The sequence below is a fragment of the Rhodopseudomonas palustris HaA2 genome (genome assembly GCF_000013365.1).
Taxonomy (GTDB): domain Bacteria; phylum Pseudomonadota; class Alphaproteobacteria; order Rhizobiales; family Xanthobacteraceae; genus Rhodopseudomonas; species Rhodopseudomonas palustris_J.
Genome location: NC_007778.1, coordinates 5,258,983 through 5,282,727 on the forward strand (window position 1 = coordinate 5,258,983; position 23,745 = coordinate 5,282,727).

Sequence of the window (23,745 nt, forward strand, 5' to 3'; positions counted from 1 at the left end):
CAACAGCCCGCCATGGCCGACCAGTTCAGCAACCTGCAGCAATTCCGCAAGCCCGCCGTCGTGTCCAAGGGCGGCATCGTCGCCGCCCAGTCGCGCAAGGCGGCGGAGGTCGGCGCCGAGGTGCTGGCGGCGGGCGGCGACTGCGTCGATGCGGTGATCGCGACCACGTTTGCGCTGGGTGTGCTGGAGCCGTGGATGAGCGGGATCGGCGGCGGCGGCGCCATGGTGCTGTATCGCGCCGCCGAGGACACATACGAAGTGATCGACTACGGCATGTGCGCGCCTCTCAGCCTGCGCACCGAGGACTATCCGCTGACCGGCGCGGGCGCCGCGTCCGATCTGTTTCCGTGGCCGCGGGTGAAGGATGATCGCAACCTGCACGGACCGGGCTCGGTCGCGGTGCCCGGCGTCGTCGCCGGCATGGAGGAAGCGCATCGCCGCCACGCGAAATTGCCGTGGAAGGAACTGATTGCGCCGAGCATCGCGCTCGCCGGCGAAGGCCTCGCGATCGACTGGTGGACGACGCTGATGATCGGCAGCGTCGCCGCGGATCTGCGCCGTTACGAGTCGAGCGCGGCCTCCTATCTGATCGACGGCCTGCCGCCGCATGCGCCATGGGGCATCAAGGCGAAGGTCCAGATGCCGCAGCAGCGGCTGCAGGCGGCGATGGCACAACTCGCGGCACAAGGTCCGCGCGATTTCTACGAGGGCGAGCTGGCGCGCAGCATCGCCGCCGACATCAAAGCCAATGGCGGCTCGTTGACCGTCGACGACCTCGCCGCGTTCCGTGCGCATCTGCGCGAGCCGCTGCAGATCCCGTATCGCGGCGGCACGGTGTATGCCACGCCCGAACTCACCGCCGGTCCGACGCTGGCGCATACGCTGCGCCTGCTGCAGCAGAATCTGCACGCCAACGGCGGCGCCCCGGATGCGGAGGCCTATGCCACCTACGCGCTGGCGCTGCAATCGGCCTATGCCGAGCGGCTGCGCGACATGGGCGACGCCGACGGCCGCCGCGCGCTCGGCGCCGAACATCTGGCGCCGGCCTGCACCACGCATTTCTCGGTGGTCGATCGCCACGGCAACATGGCGGCGGTGACGCAGACGCTGCTGTCGACCTTCGGCTCGAAATTCGAACTGCCGAGCAGCGGCATCATGATGAACAACGGCATCATGTGGTTCGATCCCGAGCCGGGCCGCCCGAATTCGCTGGCGCCCGGCAAGCGCTGCCTCACCAACTACACGCCGGTGCTGGCGCAGGCCGCCGACGGCCGCAGGCTCGCGCTCGGCGCGTCGGGCGGCCGGCGCATTCTGCCGGCGGTGACGCAGATGCTATCGTTCGTGATCGACTACGGCATGGATCTCGATGCGGCGATCCATCAGCCGCGGATCGACGCCAGCGAAGGCGCGGTCGTGATCGGCGACGTGAGGCTGCCGCAGGCGACACGCGACGCGCTGGCGCAGCGCTTCGACTACGAGGAAGCGCGGGGGCAGACCTTCCCGATGAAATTCGCCTGCCCGAGTGTCGTCCTGCGCGAAGGTGCCGAGAACAGTGGCGCGGTCGAAGTCGCGCAACCCTGGGGTGACGCGGTCGCCGAGGCATAGGCGCGGCTGCATAAGGCTCGCTCATTCACAACGCGGGCGGCGGCCTGTTGAGACTACCAGGGCGGCCGCACCGACATGAAATGGACGGATTCGATATGGCATGATTGCGGCCACGAGATCGCAGCTGTTACGCGGCGTTCTACTCAACTACTCGGTCGGCCGAGGGTTCGGCTGCGGCTTTCAACTACCGAGATTGTCCGACATGAACCGCGACGGCGTTCCCGTGTGCCCCAACTGCTCAGAAGCAATGTCGCAGATCGGATGTCTGCCGAGTCTGCAACATCGACGGCGGGTTTTGGTGTTTCGCTGCAGGAACTGCGACCACGTCCTCAGTTACGAAGACAGCAGTTCCTCCGTCTGTACAGTCGCCGTGTCCTGACTATGGGGACGCCACGGGCCGTGGACCCCGTCGGGCCACGGCCCGTGCATCTCCGCAATGTGGAACCCAGGGCTGTCGGCCGCAGCAAGGTCGACCGTGTCGGCCTTGGGGGACACGGCCTCATCCGCGGGAAGGATCGTGGACAGCGCCGTCAATTTCTCCGGTTTGAATGCGGTGAGTTCGTCGAGCTGCGCGATGTCGTGTTGGCGGCCGTCCGGCGTCGCGATCATCACGCGCCAGCCTTCGCTCTCCCAAACCCGGGCCTTGGCGAGCGCGATCAGCGAACTGTTACGCACACTCTGCATTTTTTCATCTTGTCGGGTCGCCGTGACAGTATAGGGCAAGCGAACGTTCCTTTGTCTTCGTGAGCGCAGACTGGCCGACGGCTTTGACCGCAATTCGCCGCCACGATGGCGAATTTGCGTTTCGCGATGCCGCGCAGGTCGGAGCATTTGCGGCGCGCGCATGACGGCCCGTGAACGCGTTCGATCATGCTGTCGCGGCACGGTGAGAAGGCGCAGAAGGTGCAGGGCCAACGCAAACGGGGCGGCTTCGCTGTATCGATGCCCGCAGATGGACTGGACGATGTCCCTGCGAATAGGCGACACTCGCGCGCAACATCCACCGCCCGCCCCGAAAGAACCGCCAGATGTCGCCGGTCTCTCTGCTTCTCAACATTCTCTGGATCGCACTCGGCGGCTTCTGGATGGCGGCAGGCTGGGCGATCGCCGCGATCATTATGGCAATCACGATCATCGGGCTGCCATGGGCGCGGGCGTCCTTCAGCATCGCCGCCTATACGCTGTTTCCGTTCGGCCAGATGGCGGTGCCGCGCGAAACCGTGACAGGGCGCGAGGATGTCGGCACCGGCCCGCTGGGTCTGCTCGGCAATATCATCTGGTTGGTTTTCGCCGGCTGGTGGCTGGCGCTCGGGCACCTGATCACCGCGATCCTGCTCGCGGTGACCATCATCGGCATCCCGTTCGCCTGGGCGCACGTGAAGCTCGCCGGAATCGCGCTCTGGCCGATCGGCAAGGAAATCGTTCCGGCGTGAACCCGGCCCGGACCGGCCAGCGGGTCGGCGCACACCGGACGCATGCCAGGCTACGCCGCACCGCCACGCCCGCCTCCTGCCCGGCAACGCAGCGTTCGGACGATTCGCCAGGCGGTACCGCCCGCCCGTGGTCCGAGGCCCCTGAAATCCGGCGGCTTTTCTCGCCCGTTGCCGTCCCGCCCACGATCGGCTACAGGATCAGTCGAAGCACCCGTAGCTCAGCTGGATAGAGCGTTGCCCTCCGAAGGCAAAGGTCACACGTTCGAATCGTGTCGGGTGCGCCATTTTCCCCGCGCGTGCGGACGGCCGGATCTGCCACTGGAGCGCGGGCGCTTCGTTCGTGTCTCCGCAACGCGCGGACGCCCGCCTCCAAGACTTCGCTGGCAAATCCTCCGATGAAGCCCGAGGGGCGGCAGACCAGCCGCCCCGGCGGGGACGCGAGGCGCTCAGGTCTCGATCTTCACATATTCGAAATCGCCGGGCTTGTTGTCGATGCCGACTTTGGGGGGCGAGATCCACGGGGCGTAGGCGCCGGGGTCGCTCACCGGCTGCATCAGGCTGGCGATGAAGTCGCCGTCGTCGGTGGACGGCAGCCACTCGTCCTTGCGCTTGTCCCAGGTCGCACCGTCGATCAGGATGCCTTCGGGCGTCGCGTGAACGTCCTTGAACTCGCCGATGGCGCGGTGAAAGGCGACGTGCGGCAGCGTCAGCGCATAGTCGTAGCCGGCGGTGGTGATCACCTTGTTCCAGCGCAGCAGGCCCTTGACGCAATCCTGCGAGTAGTCGTCGCGCAGCCGCATGTTGAGCGCGGTCAGCGCCGGCTCGTCGACGCGCCTGATCTCGCCGTCGACGAATTTCAGCACCGGATACGTCGAATTCTTGAGCTGGTGATCATCGTCGATCTGGGTCTCGTGGTAGCGGCCCTTGATGCCGAAGTTGAAGGCGTTGGCGGCGTTGGTCGAAACTTCCGAGCCGAACAGATCGAGCGACAGCGTGTAGTGCAGATTGAGCTTCTTCTGGATCGTCGGCAGATCGATGACGCCGAGCGCGCGGACTTTCGCAATGTCCGTCGGGTCGCTGATGCCGGCCTCGCGCATCGCGTCGCAGGTGCGCTGGATGATGCGGGTGATGCCGGTCTCGCCGACGAACATGTGATGCGCTTCTTCGGTCAGCATGAAGCGGCAGGTGCGCGACAACGGATCGAAGCCCGATTGCGCCAGCGAGTGCAACTGCATCTTGCCGTCGCGATCGGTGAAATAGGTGAACATGAAGAACGACAGCCAGTCCGGCGTCGCTTCGTTGAAGGCGCCGAGCATCCGCGGCGAATCGGCGTCGCCGGAGCGCCGGCGCAACAGATCGTCGGCCTCCTCGCGGCCGTCGCGGCCGAAATACTTCTGCAGGAGATACACCATCGCCCACAGATGGCGCCCCTCTTCGACATTGACCTGGAACAGGTTGCGCATGTCGTAGAGCGACGGCGCGGTCTTGCCGAGATGGCGCTGCTGCTCGACCGAGGCCGGCTCGGTGTCGCCCTGGATCACGATCAGGCGGCGCAGCATCGCACGATACTCGCCGGGGACTTCCTGCCAGGCCGGCTCGCCGTAATGTTCGCCGAACGGGATCTTACGGTTCTCCTCCTGTGGCGCCAGCAGAACGCCCCAGCGATAATCCGGCATCTTGACGTAGTCGAATTTCGCCCAGCCGCGCGGATCGACCGAATAGGCCGTGCGTAGATACACCAGCGACTGCTGGAAGCCCTCGGGGCCCATGTCGTTCCACCAGTCGATGTATCCCGGGTGCCAGCCTTCCAAGGCCTTCAGCACCTGACGATCGGAGGCGAGATCGACGTTATTCGGAATCTTGGTCGAGTAGTCGACGTTCATGATGTTCATGGCGTGCTCCCTGGGTCTCTGCTTGCCGTTCTGACGCCGTCACCCTGAGGTGCCCGTGCCACCCGGCGCGGGCCTCGAAGGGTGCGACCACCGCGTTTCATCTCGCATCCTTCGAGGCGCGCTGACGGCGGCGCGCACCTCAGGATGACGCAGAGCGTGTTGCTACACCCGCGTCATGTCGAATTGCGCCTTCTGGCCGGTGCCGTAGCGGCGCAGTGCGCCGTCCTCGCCGACGGCGTTGGGGCGTTGGAAGATCCAGTTCTGCCAGGCGGTGAGGCGCGAGAAGATCTTCGACTCCATCGTCTCCGGGCCGACGAAGCGCAGGTTGGCTTCCATGCCGGTGAGGCTGTCGGGCGAGAACGAGGCGCGCTCCTCGAGAAAGACGCGGACCTCGTCGTCCCAGTCGATGTCGTCGAGCGCGAAGGTGACGAGACCGAGTTCGTCGGCGGCTTCGGCGTCGAGCGGCTCGCCGATCTTCGCTTGCGCCTGAGCCAACTCATCGCCGTCGGACTGGAAGCGTGACTGCAGCCGGGTCAAGCCGTGGCTCATCGGATAGGGACCGAAATTCATCGCGCTCAATGTGAGCTGCGGCGCGGCGCGGTTATCGCCCTGCCGCGTTCCGATCAGCATGTAGGAGCGGTCGGCGGCGAACACGAGTTCGGCCAGCGTGCCGGCGAAGCACGAGCCCGGCTCGACCAGCGTCACCAGCGTGCGCGAGGTGACGTCGACGCGCTTCAGCACGCGCTTCCAGTAATGCCGGATCTCGTTGACCAGCCAGTGCGCCTTGTTGGCCTCGAGGAAGGCGTCGTGCGCCAGCACCAATTCGCTGTCGCCGTGCGACTTGAACACCAGCATCGCGATGCCGAGTTCGTTGATGCGCAGATGCAAAATCGCGTCGTCGAGTTCGCGCGCGACCTGCAGCGACCAGGTCGACGCGCCTTGTTCGATCAGGCCGTCGATGTCGGCGGGCGGAGCAGCGTCGGGTCCCGCGATCGAGAGCGTGGCGATGCGCGCGTCGCGGTCGAGATCGACGCCGACGAATTTGTAGCGCAGGCCGGCATCGTGGAAGCTGCGCGACAGCGGCGTCAGCGCAATGCCTGGGCCAGTGGCGTTGCGCGATGACGAGGCGGCAAATTGCTTGGCGCGGTCCGCGGCGATGCCGTCCAGTTTGCTGTTCGGCGCAATCTCGTCGACCAGCCGCCACTGCACGGCACGCTTGCCCTTGATGCCTTCCTCGATGGTGCAGAAGAAGTCGGCGCGATCGCGGCGCACCTTGCGCTTGTCGACCACCCGCGTCAGCCCGCCGGTGCCGGGCAATACCGCGAGCAGCGGGACTTCCGGCAGCGCCACGGAGGCCGAGCCGTCGTCGGCCAGAATGATGTGATCGGCGGCGAGCGCCAGTTCATAACCGCCGCCGGCCGCAGTGCCGTTGATCACCGCGATGCTACGCTGGCCGGAATGCTCGGAGGAATCCTCGAAGCCGTTGCGGGTCTCGTTGGTGAATTTGCAGAAATTGACTTTATGCGCGTGGGTAGCGCCGGCCAGCATCCGGATGTTGGCGCCGGCGCAGAACACCCGGTTCTTGCCGGAGCGCAGCAGGATCACCTTCACCTGCGGATACTCGAAGCGCAGCCGCTGCATCGCGTCGGCAAGCTCGATGTCGACGCCGAGGTCGTAGGAATTCAGCTTGAGCTGATAGCCCTCGAACAGGCCGCCGTTTTCGTCGACGTCCATAGTGAGGGTCGCAACCTCGCCGTCGACCGCGAGCTTCCAGTGCCGATAGCGCGACGGATCGGTCTGAAAGTCGATCCGGCTCGCTCCGTTCGCAAGAACGCGATCCTCCCCGGCCATGCGGTCCCTCCCTAGACTTGATTGATGTGCATTATAATGCACATTATCGCCGGCGTCTAGCGCCCGCCATCAAATACATGCATTTTGTTGCAGCTTTGGATCAAGCGGCTTGCCCGTGTGCGGCCTCGCCGTGGCCCTGCAGAAGGCGATTGGCGAAATCCGCAACGGCACCCAGCGTCGCCTCGGCGGCCTCGCGATGCGGCGCGTGGCCAGTGTTGCGCAGGATCACCGTCTCGACCGGGCAGTAGCACTCGGCCTCGGCGATCTCGATCTGCCGCCGCGTGCCGTACTGATCGTCGGCGCCCTGCACGATCTGCAGCGGCACGCGGATGTAGGCGAGGTGATCGGAAATGTCCCAGGCGCGGAACGCCGGATCGAGCCACGCGCCGTTCCAGCCATAGAAGGCGTTGTCGACGTCGCTGTGCCAACGCGCCAGCTTGGCACGCAGTTCGGTGGTCTCATAGGCGGTCTTGATCTCCGCGATCGATTGGACCGAAATGTCCTCGACGACGAAATGTGGCGCGATCAGCGAGACACCGCGAACGCGATGATCCGGCACGCCGCCTGCATAGATCGCCGCGATCGAGGCGCCGTCGGAATGGCCGATCAGCAGGCCGCGACGAAAGCCGATCGAATCGAGCAACTGCGGCAGCACGTCGAGTGCTTCGCGGTGCATGTAGTCGACCTTGCGCGGCAGCGCGGCCGGACTCGACTGGCCGTAACCGGCGCGCGAATACACGAACACGCCGGCACCGGTCGCAGCCGCCAGCTTATCGGGAAAGTCGCCCCACAGCCCGACGCAGCCGAGGCCCTCGTGTAGCAGTACCAGCGTCGGTGCCTCGTCGGGAGACGGCCCGATTATGCGATATTCGAGCTGGTGCTCGCCGATGGTGAGATGGCCTTGCGGCGCGAGCGAAGTCATGACGAACGCTTTCCCAACCAACTTACGTCCCACGTCCCCACAGTCGTCATCCTGAGGTGCTTGCCGCCTTCGGCGAGCCTCGAAGGATGCGGCCGCACGCGACTCGTCGCCCATCCTTCGAGGCCGTCGCTGCGCGACGGCGCCTCAGGATGACGGCGGAGCTTGGAGCTAAGGCTGCGCGCAGTTTGCCGGATCACTGCGCACCCTCGCGCAGCTTGAAGCGCTGGATCTTGCCGGTGGCGGTTTTCGGCAGGCTTGGCACGACTTCGATCCAGCGCGGATATTTCCACGGCCCGACCTTCTGCTTGACGTGGTCCTTGAGCGCCTCGAACAGCCCGTCGGGAGCGACGCCCTCGCGCAGCACCACATAGGCGCGCGGCTTCAAGAGGCCGTCGAAATCGGCGTCCGGCACGACGGCGGCTTCGAGCACCGCCGGATGCGTGATCAGCGCGCTCTCGACCTCGAACGGCGACACCCAGATGCCCGACACCTTGAACATGTCGTCGGCGCGGCCGCAGAAGGTGTAACGGCCATCCGCATCGCGGATGTACTTGTCGCCGGTGCGGGTCCAGTTGCCCTCGAAGGTCGCGCGGCTCTTGCTGCGCTGATTCCAGTAGCCCTCGCCGGCCGACGGCGCATCGACCAGCAATTCGCCGACCTCGCCATCGGCGACCTCGGTGCCGGTCTCGTTGACCAGCCGCACCTTGTAGCCCGGCACGGGCTTGCCCGAGGTGCCGTATTTGATGTCGCCGGGCGCATTGGACAGGAAGATGTGCAGCAGTTCGGTCGAGCCGACGCCGTCGAGAATGTCCGCGCCGAACCGCGCCTTCCAGGCTAGCCCCACCGATTCCGGCAATGCTTCGCCGGCCGAGGTGCAGATTCGCAGTCGCGAACCGGCGGCCTCGCTCTTCAGTGCGGAGTCGTTCAGCATCGCGGCGAACAGCGTCGGCACGCCGCAGAAGATCGTCGGATTGTAGCGCTGCATCAGCTTGAACACGACCGCCGGCGTCGGCCGTTCCGAATTCAGCACCGTGGTGGCGCCGACCGACAGCGGGAAGGTCAGCGAATTGCCGAGCCCATAGGCGAAGAACAGCTTCGCTGCCGACAGCACGACGTCGTCCTCGCGGATGCCGAGCACCTGCCTGGCATAGGTCTCGGCGGTGGCGGCGAGGTTGGCGTGCAGATGCCGCACGCCCTTCGGCATCCCGGTCGAGCCCGAGGAATACAGCCAGAACGCCGGCTCCTCCGCATGGGTCGCGGCGGTTTCGCAGGCGTCGCTTTCCTGCGCCAACTCGTCGGCGAGTTTCAGATGGCCGTGCGCATCGCCGCCCGAGACAACGACATGCGCGAGGTCCGGCAGGCCGGACAGAATGTCCTTCAGCACCGGATACAGCGCTTCGGAGACGAACAGCACACGCGCGCGGCAATCCGCCAGCACATAGGCATATTGCTCGGCCGTCAGCAGCGTATTGAGCGGCACCGGCACCACCCCGGCGCGGATCGCGCCGAGAAACACCACTGGAAACTCCACCGTGTCGAGCATGATCATCGCCACCCGCTCTTCGCGGCGCACGCCGAGGCGGCGCATCAGGTTGGCGGCGCGGCAGGTCTGCGTTTGCAGCGCGCGATAGCTCAGCTCGGAAACCGTGTCGGTATAGGCCAGCTTGTCGCCGCGCCCCTCGGCGACGTTGCGGTCGAGCAACCAGCTCACCGCATTGTACGACCCTGCCCCGGTCATGCCGTGCATTGTGCGGCTCCGCCATCCGTCATGGCGCCCTCCCTGAGTTTTAGAATTATAGTTCATTAGAATTATAATGCATAGGAAGCCACCGGACCGGGTTGCTGTCAATCCTCAGCGGCACTATGATTCCGCTCAACTTCTCATGAGCGTGCTTCAGACATGACCCAGTCCGCCGAATCCGACGCCAGCTTCCTGCTGGAGCTCGGGCAGCGTGTCCGCACGTTGCGCGGGTTGCGCGGGATGTCGCGCAAGGTGCTGGCCAAAGTATCCGGGATCTCCGAACGCTACATCGCCCAGCTCGAAAGCGGCAAGGGCAACGTCTCGATCATGCTGCTGCGCCGGGTGTCCGACGCGCTGGCCACGCCGCTGGAAGATCTGCTGCCGAGCGGCGATCCGTCGATCGACTGGCCGGTGATCCGCGACCTGGTCCGCCGCGCCACGCCGGTGCAGATCGCGCACGCCAAGGACGTGCTGTCCGGCATGGGACGTCTCGGCGCCGGCGCCAGGCGCGAACACGCGTTTCACGGCATCGCCTTGATCGGCCTGCGCGGCGCCGGCAAGTCGACGCTCGGCCGGATGTTGGCCGACAAGATCGGCTGGGCCTTCGTCGAGCTGAACAAGGAAATCGAACGTCAAAACGGCTTGTCGGTGGCGGAGATCATCGCGCTGTACGGCCAGGAAGGTTTTCGCCGCATGGAGCAGGCGGCGCTGGCGCAATTGCTGGCGCGCAAGGAACTGATGGTGCTGGCGACCGGCGGCGGCATCGTCTCCGAAGCGATTACTTTCGATCAGATCCTGTCGTCGTTCTACACCATCTGGCTGAAGGCCGAGCCCGAGGAGCACATGGCGCGGGTGCGCGGCCAGGGCGACCTGCGGCCGATGGCCGACGACCGCGCCGCAATGCAGGAGCTGCGCACCATCCTGCAGAGCCGCGAACCGCTCTACGCCCGCGCCTCCGGCGTGCTCGACACTGCCGGCCTGACGGTCGAGGCGGCCGCGGCGAAGTTGACCGCAATGGTGTCGCCGGTGCTGTGCCGGGATGCGTGTGCGTTCGGATTGAAGAACGAGGCGGTGTAAGACGCTACAAGTAGCAGCGCCGTCATCCTGAGGTGCTCGCCCGCACGGGCGAGCCTCGAAGGATGCGGCGGCCAGCACTGCGATTGAGGCTCATCCTTCGAGGCCGCCGCTGCGCGGCGGCGCCTCAGGATGACGGCGGGGTGGGGAGAGGGTGTGCAACTAAACCCCGAGATGCCGCTCCAACAACTCCGGCTGCGCGGCGAGTTTCGCCGGCGCGCCGTCGAACACGACAACGCCCTTCGCCAGCAGCACCATGCGGTCGGCGATCGCCGACAGGCTGCGGAAATCCTTGTCGACCACGAGCGTGGCGACGCCTTCGCCGCGGATGATTCCGAGGGTGCGCCAGATTTCCTGCGCGACCAGCGGTGCCAGGCCTTCGGTGGCTTCGTCGATCAGCAGCAGATCCGGGTTGGTCATCAGCGCGCGGCCGATCGTCAGCATCTGCTGCTCGCCGCCGGAGAGTTGATGCCCGCCATGACCGCGGCGCTCGGCGAGCCGCGGAAACAGCTCGAAGATCCGCGGCAGAGTCCAGGTGGCGCGGCCGTCGCGGCCGGGCCGCGCCGCCATGGTGAGATTCTCCACCACCGACAGCGCGCCGAACACGCCACGGCCTTCCGGCACCAACGCGACGCCGCGCCGCGCGATCGCATCGGGCGGAATGCCCGCGATATCATCGCCGTACAAAAGCCGCTGACCTCGGCAGGTCGGTACCAGCCCCATCAGCGCGCGCAGCAACGTGGTCTTGCCCATGCCGTTGCGGCCGAGCAGTGCGACCTGCTCGCCGCGCGCCACCGACAGGTCGATGCCGTGCAGGATCTGGCTCGCGCCGTAGAACGCCTCGAGCCGCTCGGCCCGCAGCAGCGCCGTCATGCCGCGTCTCCATGATTGCCGAGATAAGCCGCGCGCACCGCGGGATGGCGGCGCACGTCTTGCGGCAAACCCGAGGCGATCACCTGGCCGTCCTGCATCACCGTGAGTCTGTCGGCGAGTTCGAACACCGCGTCCATGTCGTGCTCGACGATCAGCACCGCATGGCGCTCGCGCAATGACGCGATCAGCGCGATGATGCTGCGCGCTTCGGCTTGCCCCATGCCGGCGAGCGGCTCGTCGAGCAGGATGATCGAAGGGTTAGTCGCGAGCACCATCGCGATTTCGAGCTGGCGCTGTTCGCCGTGGCTGAGCACATTGGCGACGATCGCCTCGCGCCCGGCGAGCCCGGCCTTTCCGATCGCCTCCAAGGTGCGGCGCTGCACCGCGGGATCAGCCGAAGCCCCGCCGAACATCCGCAGCGGGGCGCGCGACCGCGCCTGCGCCGCGAGCCGAACGTTTTCGTGCACGCTGAAGCGCGGAAAGATCGTGGTCTTCTGAAACGCGCGGCCAATTCCGGCGCGGGCGCGCCGGTCCGGCGCGAGCCCGGTGATGTCGGCGTCGCCGAGTCGGATCTCGCCGCTGCTGGCGGTGAGTTCGCCCGACAGCAGATTGATCAGCGTCGACTTGCCGGCACCATTCGGCCCGATCACCGCGTGGATTTCGCCATGCTTGATGTCGACCGACACGTCGGCGACCGCGCGAACGCCGCCGAAGCGTTTGCCGAGCCGTTCGGCGCGCAATCCGAGTTCAGGCATGGCCGGTCTCCGATGCCGGGCGCGGAGCCGGCGTGGTCTGTTTGCCGTGCACGGACTTCGGCTCGCGATCGCCCACGAGCATCGGCCAAAGCTGGCGGACGCCGTTCGGCAGCAGCAGTACGATTGCGATCACGATCACGCCCTCGATCAGTTTCCAGTGCTCGAAGCTCGCTTTCAGCACTTCCTCGAGCCCGAGCAGCACCAGCGCACCGATCAGCGGCCCGGTCACGGTGCCGAGCCCACCGATCAGCACCATCACCAGCACCGTCGCCGACTGATGCCAGCCCAGCATCTGCGGTGCGACGAAGCCGAACTGCACCGCGGCGAGATAGCCGGCGACGCCACTGAGCGCACCGGACAGCACGAAGGCGATGAGGCGAATGCGGAAGATCGGGAAGCCGAGCGCGCGGGCGCGGCGCTCATTGTCGCGCGCCGCCGCCAGCGCGTGGCCGAACGGCGAGCGCACCACCGTCACCAGCAACGCGATCGCCGCCACGGTGACGCCGAGCACGAGAAAGTAGAACGTCAGCGGCTTGTCGAGATCGAGCAGACGGACGCCCGCGATCACCAATTCCGGCTTGACGTTGATGAAGGCGCCATCGGAGCCGCCGGCGAAGTCGGCATCGTGAAACAGGTAGAACAGCATTTCACCGAAAGCGAGCGTCACCATGATGAAGTATACGCCGCGGGTGCGCAGCGCCAACGCCCCGATCACCAGTGCGGCAAAACTCGCCGCCAGCACTGCGGCAGGCCACGTCAGGAGCAACGACGCCGCGTCGTATTTCGGTGACATCAGCGCCAGCACGTAGCCGGCCAGGCCAAAGAATGCGGCATGGCACAGCGACACCAGCCCGCCCTGCCCGACCACCAGATTGAGCGCCATCGCCAGCACGCCGAGAATCAGCGCCTTGCTGGCGAATTGTACGTAGTACACCGGCACGACGAAGGGCAGCGCGAGTGCGGCGATCAGACAGATTGCCGGCAGTGCGCTTGATCGGATCAGGCTCGTCCTTTCGTTCGTCATGGCCGGGCTCGTCCCGGCCATCCACGTTCTTGCGTCGAAGCAGGCGTCGATTCGTGGATGCCCGGGACGAGCCCGGGCATGACGGCGGGGGCGGAGAGACGCTTCATCTCACACCTCCCGCCGGCCCAGAATGCCGTTCGGGCGCCACAGCAGGACGATCGCCATCAGCAGATAGATCAGCATGCCGGACACGCTCGGGAAGAACACCTTGCCGAAGGTGTCGGTGAAGCCGATCAGCAGCGCGCCGACCGCGGCGCCGGCAACCGAGCCGATGCCGCCGAGCACCACGACCACGAAGCTCAGGATCAGCATGCCGTCACCCATGCCCGGATAAACCGTCGACATCGGCGCGGTGACGATGCCGCCGAGGGCGGCCAGCGCAATGCCGGTGGCGAAGACGAGGCGGTTGACCTTGTCGTAGTCGATGCCCAGCACCCGGGTCATCTCGCGGTTCTCGGCGCCGGCGCGGACGATCATGCCGATCTTGGTCCGGGTGATCACGAAAAAGATCAGCGCCGCGACCGCCAGACAGAACACGCATATCGCGAGGCGATAGACTGGATAAGACAGATTGTCGGTGAGCTGGAGCGAGCCGGACAACCAGTCCGGCGGCGCCACCGAATGCACGTCCTTGCCGAACAGCAGTTGCCGCGCCTCGTCGATCACCAGGATCAGCCCGAACGACAGCAGCACCTGCGCCAGATGATCGCGGCCGTACAGCCAGCGGATGAATACGCTTTCCAGCGCCAGCCCGAGCACGAAAGCGATCGCGACGCCGCCGACCAGCGCGACCAGAAAGTTGCCGGTCATGAGCGCGATCCAATAGGCCAGATACGCGCCGAGCATGTAGAACGCGCCATGCGCGAGATTGATCACGCCGAGAATGCCGAACACCAGCGTTAGCCCGCTGGCGACCAGGAACAGCACCATGCCGTATTGGACGGCATTCAGGAGCTGCACGCCGAAGGTGATCAGGTCCATGGCTTAAGGCCTAACTGCACGATTACTCCGCTCGCGTTCGTCATTCCGGGGCGCGAGCGCAACTCGCGAACCCGGAATCCATAACCACCGTCAGGGAGTATGGATTCCGGGTTCGCGCTTCGCGCGCCCCGGAATGACGGTGCTTGTTAGTTGCTTTGCCGCTCCAACCCCTCTCCCGTGCCCCCGTCATTGCCGGGCTCGACCCGGCAATCCATCTTCCGAAGAAGATGGATGCGCGGGTCGAGCCCGCGCATGACGCTGCACTTGGTGTCACGTCATCTTGCAGCCGCGCGCCGGGTCGTCGACAGCGGCTTGCGCGATCGACACCATTTCGTTGCGGCCGTTCTTCACCTCGCGCAGATAGATATTCTGGATCGGGTTGTGCGCCTTGTTGAACGACAGCGGCCCGCGCGGACTGTCGATCTTGGCCGCCGCCATCGCCTTGATCATCGTGTCGCGCGCGCCGGCATCGCCCTTCACCGCGCCGAGGCCGATATCGAGCAGCGCGGCGGCGTCAAAGCCCTGCACCGCGTAGATGTCGCCGTCCTTCTGGGTCTTGGCCTTGAACGCCTTGAGGAAGGCGACGTTGGCGGGGTTGTCGAGATTGTCGGCGTAGTGCAGCGTCGTCTTGATCCCGTTGGCCGCCTCGCCCTGCGCCTCGATGGTGCCGTCGGTGAGAAAGCCCGCGCCATACAGCGGAATCGTCTTGTTGAGGCCCGCCGCGGCGTAGTCCTTGACGAATTTCACCGCGCCGCCGCCGGCGAAGAAGCTGAACACCGCGTCGGGTTTGAGCTGCGCGATGCGCGTGATCAGCGCCTGGAATTCGACCTGCGGGAACGGCAGCGTCAGATCCTCGACGATCTTGCCGCCGTTCCTGGTGAAGTTCTCCGCGAAGGCGCCGACCATTTCGGCGCCGGCGGTGTACTTCCAGGTGATGGTGACGACATTCTTGATGCCCGCGTCCGCCATCACCTTGCCCATCGGGAAGGTGGTCTGCCAGTTCGAGAACGAGGTGCGGAAGATGTTCGGCGCGCAGGCCGGTCCGGTGGCGTCGTTGGCGCCGGCGTTGGGAATGATCAGCAGCGTGCCGCTATCGCGCGCGACCTTGACCATCGCCATCGCGACGCCGGAATGCACGGTGCCGACCACGACGTCGACCTTCTCACGGCCGACCAGGCGATTCATGTTGTCGGTGGCGGCCTCCGGCTTGGACTCGTCGTCGACCTGCACGAAGGTCACATCACGCCCGCCGAGCTTACCGCCGGCCTGCTCGACGCGCAGCCGGAAGCCGTCGTCGATGAACTGGCCGAGCTTCGCGAACGTGCCGGTGTAGGGCAGCATCAGCCCGACCTTGAGCGGCGAGGTCTGCGCGATGGCGGGCGTGGCGAAGCGCGGCGCGACTGCAATGGTGGCGGCGCCCGCGGCGCCGGTCAGCAGCGCACGCCGGGATAGCGGCGGCAAACGTCGGATCGTGGACATGGCGTTCTCCCCTTGATGGTGTCGTTCGGTGATTTGTTCTTGTGACCGAGCATCCCGTCCGAAAGCGACATCGCCACCTTCGCACGAGCGCGCCAGGCCCCGAACCTTGTGGCAGCATAATTCAGGATGCAGGTAAGGCAAGAACTATAGTGCAGGTCAGGATGGAAGACCTTAGTGGAGTGGCCTTGGGCGGATAGCCCTCCCCCTTGGATCGCTTCGCGATCCGACCTCCACCCGTGGATAAGCGAGAGCTTGCTCAGTAGCGGCTGGTGGCGCCGAGTTCAGCGCAACTGAGCTACCCCTCGAACGCCACGCCGATGCGGTTCTGCTTGATCCAGACCAGGCGGCACTGGCGCACGTCGCCGGCGATCATCACCAGGCGAAAACGCTCCGGGATGTAGGCGGCGTTCGCCACCTCGATGGCGGCTCCGTCTGCGGAGATGTTGCGGACCACACATCCGAGGCTCGTCCCGCCGAACGAAACATGGGCCGGTTCCTCGATGTCGCTGCGGGGGAGTCTTCGCTTGTCGTCCACTGCGTATTCCATCTGTTCTCGACAGCTACCGCAGCCGATGATCAGCGGTTTCAGCACGGATCCAACCCCGCGCTGCCCGCGATATTCCGGCGCCATCGATCGACGCGGCCAACGGCCGATGCCGCTCATGGTTGGGTCCGTTCGAACTGACGCAGCAGCTTGTTGCCGCGCTCGACCGCGGAATCCATTGCCGCCTGCGCCGGCTTTCGGCCGCTGAACGCCTGTTCGAGCTCGTCGTCAATGACGTCGCGGATCAGGACGAAGGAGCCCAGTCGCAATCCGCGCGAATTGTCGGTCGGCGGCTTCAGGGTCATCTGCTCGATCGAGATCGCCGTGCCGGGATTGCGTTCGTAGAATCCCTGCGCGCGCGTCAGTTCGTAGGCGGCGCGCGTCACCGGCAGATAGCCCGTGTTTTGATGCCAGGCGGCCTGCACGTCGGCGCGCGACAGATAGGCGAAGAACTTGGCGACGCCTTTGTATTCGTCGGCCGGCCGGCCGCGCAGCACCCACAGCGTCGCGCCGCCGATAATGGTGTTTTGCGGCGCGCCGGCGACGTCCGGCCAGAACGGCAGCCGGCCGTAACCGACCTCGAATTTGGAATTGGCGATGATATCGGCGCGGGTCGCCGAGGAGCCGACGAAGATACCGCAATCGCCCCGCTGGAATCGCGGCTCCGTGGCGGTGGCGCGGCCACCATAGTCGAATACCCTGGTCTTCTGCCATTCCGCCAGTTCGGCGATGTGCCGAACCAGGACGGGATTGTTGAAGACCAGTACTGCATCCATCCCGCCGAGGCCGTTCGCCCGGGTCGCGAGCGGGAGGTTGTGATAGGCGGAGAAATTCTCGACATTGACCCAGGACGGCCACGACGTGGTGAGTCCGCACGGCACCCCGGCGGCGACCAGCCGCTTCGCCGCGGCGCCGACGTCAGGCCATGTCGCCGGCGGCGTCTCGGGGTCGAGGCCGACCTTTCTGAACATCGACTTGTTGTAGTACAGCATCGGGGTCGAGGCGTTGAACGGAAACGACAGCATGTTGCCGGCCAGATCGGTATAATAGCCGGCGACCGCGGGAAGGTAGTCCGACGGAGAGAACGCTTCCTTTTCGTCGCGCATCAATTCGTAGACCGGATAGACCGCGCCTTTCGCCGCCATCATCGTGGCGGTCGCGATCTCGTTGACCTGCACGATCGCCGGCTGGCTCGACGAGCGGAAGGCGAAAATCGCGGCAGTCACCGCCTCGGTGTAGTTGCCCTTGTAGGTGGGCACCACACGGTAGTCGGATTGCGACGTGTTGAAGTCCGCGGCGAGCTTTTCGAGCTCCCGGCCGAGTTGGCCGGACATCGCGTGCCACCATGCGATCTCGGTCGCCGCCTGGGCGGGGGCGTTGCCCACGGCGATTGCAAGCAGAACAACCGCGGATATCAGTAGGATCCTGGCTCGTCCGCATCGCCGATCACTCCCGATAGCCATTTCCTATGCCAGTCTGCTAGATTGTCGGGACTTCTCCGGCCCCGGTCGCGGGGCACAACCTTATGGGATCGAACTTGCCGCTGTCCAGTCGAGCCGCGATGCCCAGCGCAGCCGCCGCCGTGATCGGGCCGGCATTCGCCACCCTCTCGTCATGTGCTGTCGTCTCACACAACGCAGCGCTCACCATCCGCAAGGCCGAATGAGTTGGACCCGGTAGACCAGCGCCAGGACAACAGCAGCGACGCGCAAGCGAGCCTTGCGAGCCGGTCCGGCATGGTCGGGCTGGTGCGCGCGGTCCCGATCCGCTGGCGCATCCTGTCGATCGCGGCGCTGAACTCGCTGGTGGTGCTGATCCTCGCCAGCATGATCTGGAGCGGCGCGCGGGTGCTGAGCTCGGCCTGGGACGACGTCCGCCAGGTCCGCGAATCCGACAAAGTCCTGGCGCTGCTGGAGAGCGAGACCAGCCGGCTGCAGAACCTGATCCACCGCTACATCAATCAGCCGAGCCCGGACCTGTTCGCCGAAATCCTGCTGCTGCGCGAGGCGGTGCTGGGCACGCTCACCAATCGCGCATCGACCGACCCGATGCTGTCGGGATCGGTCGCCGAGCTCGAGCGCGTGACCGAACGCTTCCTCAACGGCTTCGGCGACCTGCGCGCGCTGCAGGGCAAGATCAAGGACACCTACGAAAACCAGGTGCAGGGGCCGGCGCGCGACATCGCCGGGCTGTATTCGATCATCGAGGGCGCGACCGGGCGGCGCGATGCGGCGATCTGGCCGCCGCTCGGCCGCTCGCGCGAGGCCTTCACGGCGATGTTGGTGGCGGCCAATTCGTACTATCTGTCGCTGTCCAAACAGGCCGCCGAGGACGCCCGTCGCAACACCGAGACGATCGAGCGCACCGTGCCGGTGATGATCGAGTTCGCCGACAACGACCTGCAGAAGATGGCGCTGCAGCGGCTGAAAGCCCGCGTCGCCGCCCTCCGCGACGGACTGCAGACGCTGTCGGATCAGCTCGCGAGCCGCAGCGATCTGCTGCGCAATGCGATCGACGCCAGCCAGGCCTCGACCATCGGCGCGATCGATGCGCTCTCGGTGAAGATGCGCCAGCGCGAACAGAAAGCGCAGGAGACGTTCGACCGGACGCTCACCGGCATCTCGCGCAAGGTGCTGTGGATCGCGGTGATCTTCATCGGCGTGATCATGATCGTCGGCACCCTGATCGCGCTCAGCATTCGGCTGCCTCTGCAACAGATTTTGGCGGCGATGCACGCGATCACCTCCGGCGACTACGGCCGCCGCGTCGCCGGCACCGAAGCCCGCGACGAAGTCGGCGCGATGGCCCGCGCGGTCGAGGTGTTCCGCGAGAACGCCATCGACAAGCGCCGGGCCGAAGACGATCTGCGCGCCTCCAAGGAGAAGGCCGAGAGCGCGCTGCTCGAATTGAATGCCGCGCAGCAGAATTTGATCGACGCCGAACGGCTGGCGGCGCTCGGCGGACTCGTGGCCGGCGTCGCCCACGAGGTCAACAACCCGATCGGAATCAGCCTGACGGTAGCGTCGAGCTTCAGCCGCAAGACGACGATGTTCGAGGCGGATCTGAAAGGCGATGCGCCGCTGCGGCGGTCGCAGCTCGACGAATTCGTCCGCTCCTCCCGCGACGCCGCGCAGCAGTTGGTCGCCAACCTGCAACGCGCCGCCGAACTGATCCAGTCGTTCAAACAGGTCGCGGTCGACCGCTCCCACGCCGAACGCCGGCAATTCAATCTGCACGAGGCCACCGACCAGATCGTCGCCAGCCTCAAGCCGGTGCTGAAACGGGCGCCGATCGAGCTCGCGATCGACGTGCCCGACGGCCTGGTGATCGACGGCTATCCGGGCGCTTACGGCCAGATCCTGACCAACCTGTTCCTCAACGCCGCCAACCACGCCTTCGCCGACGGCCGCGCCGGCCGGATCGCCATCACCGCGCGACCACGCGGCGACGACGTCGAGATCGTGTTCGCCGACAACGGCGCCGGCATGACCCCCGACGTGCAGCGCCAGGCGTTCGACCCGTTCTTCACCACCCGCCGCAACGAAGGCGGCACCGGGCTCGGCCTGCACATCGTTTACAATCTGGTCACCCAGCAGCTCGGCGGGCGGATGATGCTGGAATCAAGGCTGGGACAAGGCACGACTTTTCGCATTATCATGCCCCGCACCGCCACCGGCGGGCCGACCGACGCCGACACGCCCATCGACGGAAATGTGAAATGGCCGACCAGGACGATATCCTCCAGCTGATCGAAGATACCGAGCCCGGGCCCGAGCCGTCGAACACCAAGCGGTGGAAGATCGCGGTGATCGACGACGATCCCGCCGTCCACGAGGGCACCCGCTTCGCGCTCAGCGACTACAATCTCAACGGCCAGACCCTGGAAATCCTCTCGGCCTATTCGGGCGCCGAGGGCCGCGAACTGATGCGGGCCAATCCCGACATTGCCGCGGTGCTGCTCGACGTCATCATGGAGTCGGACGCGGCCGGGCTCGAACTGGTCGAGTTCATCCGCAACGAGATGCGCAACGAGACCGTTCGCATCATCCTGCGCACCGGCCAGCCGGGCCAGGCGCCGGAACGCCGGGTGATCGTCGACTACGACATCAACGACTACAAGGCCAAGACCGAGCTCACCGCCGACAAGCTGTTCACGTCGCTGACCGCCGCACTGCGCAGCTACCAGCAACTGGAGCGGATGGTGCAGACGCGGCGCGGGCTCGAGATCATCATCGACGCCGCCTCCACGTTGTACGATTTCAAATCGATGCAGCGGCTGGCCGAAGGCGTGCTGACCCAGATCGCCTCGCTGCTCAATGTCGACTGCGCGGGAATCCTGGTGCTGCGCGACGCCGGCGACGATTTTTCGGTGCTGGCCGGCTCCGGCTGTTACAGCCGCTTCATCGGTTCGGCCGGTATCCGGCCGCTCGATCAGGACCTGCGGCAAATGGTCGAGGAGGCGTTCCGACGCCGCAAGCACGAATTCGCCGATCAACGCACCGTGCTGTATGTCCGGACCGGCAGCGGGCGCGAGGTCGTGGTGCTGCTGCAGGCCGAGCGTGAACTCACCGACACCGACCGCTCGCTGGTCGAGATTTTCGGTAGCCGGCTGTCGATCGCATTCGACAATGTGATCCTCTACAAGCAGCTCCACGAGGCCAACACCCAGCTCGAGGACCGGGTCGCGCAGCGCACCCGCGCGCTGACCCAGGCCAATCGCCGGCTGTCGACGCAATGGATGCGGTTGCAGCGCGCCAACGCCTTCAAGAACGAGATTCTCGGCACCGTCGCCCACGACCTGAAGAATCCACTTGGCGTCATCCTCGGCCGCACCGAGATGCTGACCGAACTGATCGGCGCCGATTCGCCCAAGGAAAACGTCATCGCCCAGGTCGATCACATCCGCGAGGCGACGCGGCGGCTGACCTCGATGGTGGACCACCTGATCTCAGATGCGATGGCCGACGCCTTCGACATTTCGATCCGGCGCGAGGCGGTCGATCTCGCCGCATTGGTCGCCGAAGTGGCCGAGGCCAACCGGCCGATGGCGCAGAACAAGCAGCAGGCGATCTCGGTGTCGATCCCCGACGCCCGGATGACGATGTGCGACGCCGATCGGGTGCGCGAGGCGATCGACAATCTGGTCAGCAACGCCATCAAATACAGTCCGATCGGCGGCAAGATCGCGCTGCAGGTCGACGGCGACGACGCCAACACCGTCGTCCGCGTCACCGACGAGGGCGCCGGCCTGTCGCCGGAGGATCTGAGCCGGCTTTTCGGCCGGTTCCAGCGCCTCTCCGCCAAGCCGACCGCCGGCGAGAGCTCGACCGGGCTCGGCCTGTCGATCGTCAAGAAGATCATCGACATGCACGGCGGCAATGTCGGCGCCCACAGCCCCGGCCCTGGCCAGGGCGCGACCTTCACCATCACCCTGCCCGCATCGCCCGCATCATGAGCCACAGCCCGCACATCATCGTCGTCGACGACGAAGCCCCTGCCCGCGAAATGGTCGGCGACTATCTGCGCATGCACGGCTTCGCCGTGACGCTGTGCGACGGCGGCAAGAGCCTGCGCGCCGAGATCGAAACCAAGGTCCCCGACCTCGTGGTGCTCGATCTCAACATGCCGGAGGAGGATGGCCTGTCAATCATCCGTGACCTCAAGGCCAAGACCAATGTGCCGGTGATCATGCTGACCGCGACCGCCAGCCCGATCGACCGCGTGGTCGGCCTCGAGCTCGGCGCCGACGATTATGTCGCCAAGCCGTGCGAGCTGCGGGAGTTGATGGCCCGGATCCGCTCGGTGCTGCGCCGTTCGGCGCCGCGCCCCACCGCAGCCCCTGCTTCGGCCGCGGCACCGACCAAAGCCGCCCCCGAGCAGCTCGTGCGGTTCGGCACCAAATGGCTCGACCTCGAGGCCCAGGCGCTGCGCGACGACGACGGCAACGAACATCCGCTGACGGCGTCCGAATTCGGCCTCCTGAAGGTGTTCGCCGCCAATCCCAAGCGGGTACTGTCGCGCGAACGGCTGCTCGAACTCGCCAATGCCCGCGACGCGGAGGCGTTCGACCGCGCCGTCGACCTGCGGATCATGCGGATTCGGCGCAAGATCGAGCCGGATCCGACGAAGCCGGCCGTGATCCGGACAATTCGCGGCGGAGGCTATTTGTTCTCGCCGGCCGCCGAGCGTCCCTGAGCGCGAACGCACCCCGACCTCTCTGGAATTGCAGGACTTTTTGTCGCAATGTTTCTTCGCCGCAATTGCGACGAAACATTTCTCCCGGTCACGAAACCATTTTCGGCCGTTCGCGCAGACGTCCTGAAATGCGGCCTGACTAGTAAAGCTCCCAACGACGCCGCGGGGGAGCGCGGCGGATAACGGGAGCCATTCATGCAGAACGTCATTGCCATCAACGACGCAGGCCGCCAGGGCATTGCTGCCGCGCAGGCCACCACAGACGATATGCTGCTGGCCAATATTGCCGCCGGCGACCGGACTTCGATGCACACGCTTTATTCCCGTCACAACGTGCGGGTTTACCGCTTCATCCTGCGCATGGTGCGTGACGGCGCGACGGCGGAAGATCTCGTCAGCCAGGTTTTTCTCGATGTCTGGCGCACCGCCCGGCAGTTCGAAGGCCGTGCCCAGGTCTCGACCTGGCTGCTGTCGATCGCCCGCTTCAAGGCGCTCACCGCGCTTCGCCAGCGCCAGCATGAAGACATCGATCAGGACGACGTGCTGGAGATTCCCGACGGCGCCGATACGCCCGAAGCCGCGCTCGACCGCAGCCGCACCAGCGACATTCTGCGCAGCTGCATCGCCAAGCTGTCGCCGGCGCATCGCGAGATCATCCACCTCGTCTATTATCACGAGAAGTCGGTCGAAGAGGTCGGCCGCCTCGTCGGCATTCCGCAGAGCACGGTGAAGACCCGGATGTTCTATGCCCGCAAACAGCTTGCCGAACTGCTGAAGCGCCACGGCGTCGAGACCATGGCCGCCTGATCCGGCGGCCTGATCCGGTCAGCGGCGCGGTCCGCCGCCGCCTCGGCCGAACGGCTTGTTTAGAGAAGATCTTTTTCGGCGGAATTCACCGCCCCATTGGACAATGCTACGACAATGCCATGTCGGCCCTGTCGGCAGCGATCGACGGCAACGACACAATTGAAACATTCAATGACATCTGCCGGAAAGATTTCGCTGCTAGATTGATTCCTGCGCCGGACAAGACGGTGCCCGAATTTCGAGAGCAGGTTTCTCAAAGGTTGCGTCACCATCTCAGACCTCCAGCGACCCGGACGGGATGCCCCCCGCCCGGGTTTTGCTTTTTGCACCGGAGTCGCGCGACGGCACGCGCATGGGTCATCATCCCGACACCACCAGCAGCCTGTTGCAAACGGGCGAACTCTCGAGCGACGTGGATACCGGTCGGCGTGAGTAAATGCGTCAGATCGACAATCTCTTTTTGGCTCTCATTCGACGAGAACCAGAATTGATCTAGGACAATATGGCCTAGCGCGTCCCGGCCCTGTCATCGGGTAACAGCTAGGCATCATCCTGTCGCAACGATAGGA

Annotated in this window: 18 protein-coding genes, 1 tRNA gene and 1 pseudogene; 8 read left to right on the forward strand and 12 right to left on the reverse strand. The window is 65.7% G+C overall.

Features of this window, described 5'->3' with window-relative positions:
• Nucleotides 1–12: 12 nt before the first annotated feature.
• Nucleotides 13–1,605, forward strand: a complete 1,593-nt coding sequence (locus RPB_RS23410) for a gamma-glutamyltransferase family protein (RefSeq protein ID WP_041798453.1) — start codon at nt 13–15, stop codon at nt 1,603–1,605.
• Nucleotides 1,606–1,938: 333 nt separating this feature from the next.
• On the opposite strand, the gene RPB_RS24425 is transcribed toward RPB_RS23410, so the two are convergent.
• Nucleotides 1,939–2,328 (reverse strand): hypothetical protein, encoded by a 390-nt coding sequence (locus RPB_RS24425; protein WP_041798454.1) that lies wholly within the window; start codon nt 2,326–2,328, stop codon nt 1,939–1,941.
• Between the two features lie 305 nt (nt 2,329–2,633).
• Between RPB_RS24425 and RPB_RS23420 the strand changes: the two genes are divergently transcribed.
• Both RPB_RS23420 and RPB_RS23425 read left to right on the forward strand, forming a co-directional pair.
• The gene (locus RPB_RS23420; protein ID WP_011443517.1) at nt 2,634–3,038 is read left to right on the forward strand and encodes a YccF domain-containing protein; all 405 of its coding nucleotides are present in this window, start codon (nt 2,634–2,636) and stop codon (nt 3,036–3,038) included.
• A 207-nt stretch (nt 3,039–3,245) separates the two neighbouring features.
• Nucleotides 3,246–3,322 (forward strand) — tRNA-Arg (locus tag RPB_RS23425).
• A gap of 162 nt (nt 3,323–3,484) precedes the next feature.
• Here RPB_RS23425 and boxB read toward each other — a convergent pair.
• The 4 genes from boxB to RPB_RS23445 all read right to left on the reverse strand — a co-directional run bounded on the left by boxB (nt 3,485) and on the right by RPB_RS23445 (nt 9,450).
• The gene (gene boxB, locus RPB_RS23430) at nt 3,485–4,921 is read right to left on the reverse strand and encodes a benzoyl-CoA 2,3-epoxidase subunit BoxB (RefSeq protein ID WP_041799020.1); all 1,437 of its coding nucleotides are present in this window, start codon (nt 4,919–4,921) and stop codon (nt 3,485–3,487) included.
• 171 nt (nt 4,922–5,092) lie between these two features.
• Nucleotides 5,093–6,781, reverse strand: a complete 1,689-nt coding sequence (boxC, locus tag RPB_RS23435) for a 2,3-epoxybenzoyl-CoA dihydrolase (RefSeq protein WP_011443519.1) — start codon at nt 6,779–6,781, stop codon at nt 5,093–5,095.
• A 100-nt stretch (nt 6,782–6,881) separates the two neighbouring features.
• Nucleotides 6,882–7,703 (reverse strand): alpha/beta fold hydrolase, encoded by an 822-nt coding sequence (locus RPB_RS23440; protein WP_011443520.1) that lies wholly within the window; start codon nt 7,701–7,703, stop codon nt 6,882–6,884.
• A 193-nt stretch (nt 7,704–7,896) separates the two neighbouring features.
• The gene (locus RPB_RS23445; protein ID WP_011443521.1) at nt 7,897–9,450 is read right to left on the reverse strand and encodes a benzoate-CoA ligase family protein; all 1,554 of its coding nucleotides are present in this window, start codon (nt 9,448–9,450) and stop codon (nt 7,897–7,899) included.
• A 141-nt stretch (nt 9,451–9,591) separates the two neighbouring features.
• Between RPB_RS23445 and RPB_RS23450 the strand changes: the two are divergent.
• Nucleotides 9,592–10,521, forward strand: a pseudogene (locus RPB_RS23450) (helix-turn-helix transcriptional regulator); the annotation flags it as partial.
• Nucleotides 10,522–10,680: 159 nt separating this feature from the next.
• Here the strand turns inward: RPB_RS23450 and RPB_RS23455 are convergent.
• From RPB_RS23455 to ugpB, 7 genes are all read right to left on the reverse strand, one after another.
• Entirely contained in the window at nt 10,681–11,391 is a 711-nt protein-coding gene (locus RPB_RS23455; RefSeq protein ID WP_011443523.1) for an ABC transporter ATP-binding protein, read from the reverse strand.
• Nucleotides 11,388–12,146, reverse strand: coding sequence for an ABC transporter ATP-binding protein (locus RPB_RS23460; protein WP_011443524.1), 759 nt, complete (start codon nt 12,144–12,146; stop codon nt 11,388–11,390). Before RPB_RS23460 ends, RPB_RS23455 begins: the two co-directional genes overlap by 4 nt.
• Nucleotides 12,139–13,170, reverse strand: coding sequence for a branched-chain amino acid ABC transporter permease (locus RPB_RS23465; RefSeq protein WP_011443525.1), 1,032 nt, complete (start codon nt 13,168–13,170; stop codon nt 12,139–12,141). The genes RPB_RS23460 and RPB_RS23465 overlap by 8 nt, the downstream gene beginning before the upstream one ends.
• Before the next feature lie 108 nt (nt 13,171–13,278).
• A complete protein-coding gene (locus tag RPB_RS23470) occupies nt 13,279–14,151 on the reverse strand; it encodes a branched-chain amino acid ABC transporter permease (protein ID WP_011443526.1) in 873 nt (290 codons plus the stop codon).
• A 270-nt stretch (nt 14,152–14,421) separates the two neighbouring features.
• Nucleotides 14,422–15,630 carry an ABC transporter substrate-binding protein gene (locus RPB_RS23475; protein ID WP_011443527.1) on the reverse strand — a complete coding sequence of 403 codons (1,209 nt, stop codon included), beginning with the start codon at nt 15,628–15,630 and terminating at the stop codon, nt 14,422–14,424.
• Nucleotides 15,631–15,925: 295 nt separating this feature from the next.
• Nucleotides 15,926–16,294 carry a PilZ domain-containing protein gene (locus tag RPB_RS23480; protein WP_245258283.1) on the reverse strand — a complete coding sequence of 123 codons (369 nt, stop codon included), beginning with the start codon at nt 16,292–16,294 and terminating at the stop codon, nt 15,926–15,928.
• Nucleotides 16,291–17,637 carry a sn-glycerol-3-phosphate ABC transporter substrate-binding protein UgpB gene (gene ugpB / locus RPB_RS23485; RefSeq protein ID WP_011443529.1) on the reverse strand — a complete coding sequence of 449 codons (1,347 nt, stop codon included), beginning with the start codon at nt 17,635–17,637 and terminating at the stop codon, nt 16,291–16,293. The genes RPB_RS23480 and ugpB overlap by 4 nt, the downstream gene beginning before the upstream one ends.
• A 273-nt stretch (nt 17,638–17,910) precedes the next feature.
• On the opposite strand from ugpB, the gene RPB_RS23490 reads away from it, so the two are divergent.
• The 4 genes from RPB_RS23490 (at nt 17,911) to RPB_RS23505 (ending at nt 23,176) form a co-directional block, all read left to right on the forward strand.
• Nucleotides 17,911–19,923: a sensor histidine kinase gene (locus RPB_RS23490; protein ID WP_011443530.1), complete on the forward strand. Its 2,013-nt coding sequence runs from the start codon at nt 17,911–17,913 to the stop codon at nt 19,921–19,923.
• A complete protein-coding gene (locus tag RPB_RS23495) occupies nt 19,893–21,629 on the forward strand; it encodes an ATP-binding response regulator (protein ID WP_011443531.1) in 1,737 nt (578 codons plus the stop codon). The genes RPB_RS23490 and RPB_RS23495 overlap by 31 nt, the downstream gene beginning before the upstream one ends.
• Nucleotides 21,626–22,369, forward strand: a complete 744-nt coding sequence (locus RPB_RS23500; RefSeq protein ID WP_011443532.1) for a response regulator — start codon at nt 21,626–21,628, stop codon at nt 22,367–22,369. The genes RPB_RS23495 and RPB_RS23500 overlap by 4 nt, the downstream gene beginning before the upstream one ends.
• A 195-nt stretch (nt 22,370–22,564) precedes the next feature.
• Nucleotides 22,565–23,176, forward strand: coding sequence for a sigma-70 family RNA polymerase sigma factor (locus RPB_RS23505; protein WP_011443533.1), 612 nt, complete (start codon nt 22,565–22,567; stop codon nt 23,174–23,176).
• Nucleotides 23,177–23,745 lie beyond the last annotated feature (569 nt).

Bases quoted from the DNA above. Each gene is read 5' to 3' on its own strand.
- RPB_RS23410 (WP_041798453.1), top strand. From the start codon at position 13: ATGGCCGACCAGTTCAGCAACCTGCAGCAATTCCGCAAGCCCGCCGTC.
- RPB_RS23420 (WP_011443517.1), top strand. From the start codon at position 2,634: ATGTCGCCGGTCTCTCTGCTTCTCAACATTCTCTGGATCGCACTCGGC.
- boxB (WP_041799020.1), bottom strand. From the start codon at position 4,921: ATGAACGTCGACTACTCGACCAAGATTCCGAATAACGTCGATCTCGCC.
- boxC (WP_011443519.1), bottom strand. From the start codon at position 6,781: ATGGCCGGGGAGGATCGCGTTCTTGCGAACGGAGCGAGCCGGATCGAC.
- RPB_RS23440 (WP_011443520.1), bottom strand. From the start codon at position 7,703: ATGACTTCGCTCGCGCCGCAAGGCCATCTCACCATCGGCGAGCACCAG.
- RPB_RS23445 (WP_011443521.1), bottom strand. From the start codon at position 9,450: ATGCACGGCATGACCGGGGCAGGGTCGTACAATGCGGTGAGCTGGTTG.
- RPB_RS23455 (WP_011443523.1), bottom strand. From the start codon at position 11,391: ATGACGGCGCTGCTGCGGGCCGAGCGGCTCGAGGCGTTCTACGGCGCG.
- RPB_RS23460 (WP_011443524.1), bottom strand. From the start codon at position 12,146: ATGCCTGAACTCGGATTGCGCGCCGAACGGCTCGGCAAACGCTTCGGC.
- RPB_RS23465 (WP_011443525.1), bottom strand. From the start codon at position 13,170: ATGACGAACGAAAGGACGAGCCTGATCCGATCAAGCGCACTGCCGGCA.
- RPB_RS23470 (WP_011443526.1), bottom strand. From the start codon at position 14,151: ATGGACCTGATCACCTTCGGCGTGCAGCTCCTGAATGCCGTCCAATAC.
- RPB_RS23475 (WP_011443527.1), bottom strand. From the start codon at position 15,630: ATGTCCACGATCCGACGTTTGCCGCCGCTATCCCGGCGTGCGCTGCTG.
- RPB_RS23480 (WP_245258283.1), bottom strand. From the start codon at position 16,294: ATGAGCGGCATCGGCCGTTGGCCGCGTCGATCGATGGCGCCGGAATAT.
- ugpB (WP_011443529.1), bottom strand. From the start codon at position 17,637: ATGGCTATCGGGAGTGATCGGCGATGCGGACGAGCCAGGATCCTACTG.
- RPB_RS23490 (WP_011443530.1), top strand. From the start codon at position 17,911: ATGGTCGGGCTGGTGCGCGCGGTCCCGATCCGCTGGCGCATCCTGTCG.
- RPB_RS23495 (WP_011443531.1), top strand. From the start codon at position 19,893: ATGGCCGACCAGGACGATATCCTCCAGCTGATCGAAGATACCGAGCCC.
- RPB_RS23500 (WP_011443532.1), top strand. From the start codon at position 21,626: ATGAGCCACAGCCCGCACATCATCGTCGTCGACGACGAAGCCCCTGCC.
- RPB_RS23505 (WP_011443533.1), top strand. From the start codon at position 22,565: ATGCAGAACGTCATTGCCATCAACGACGCAGGCCGCCAGGGCATTGCT.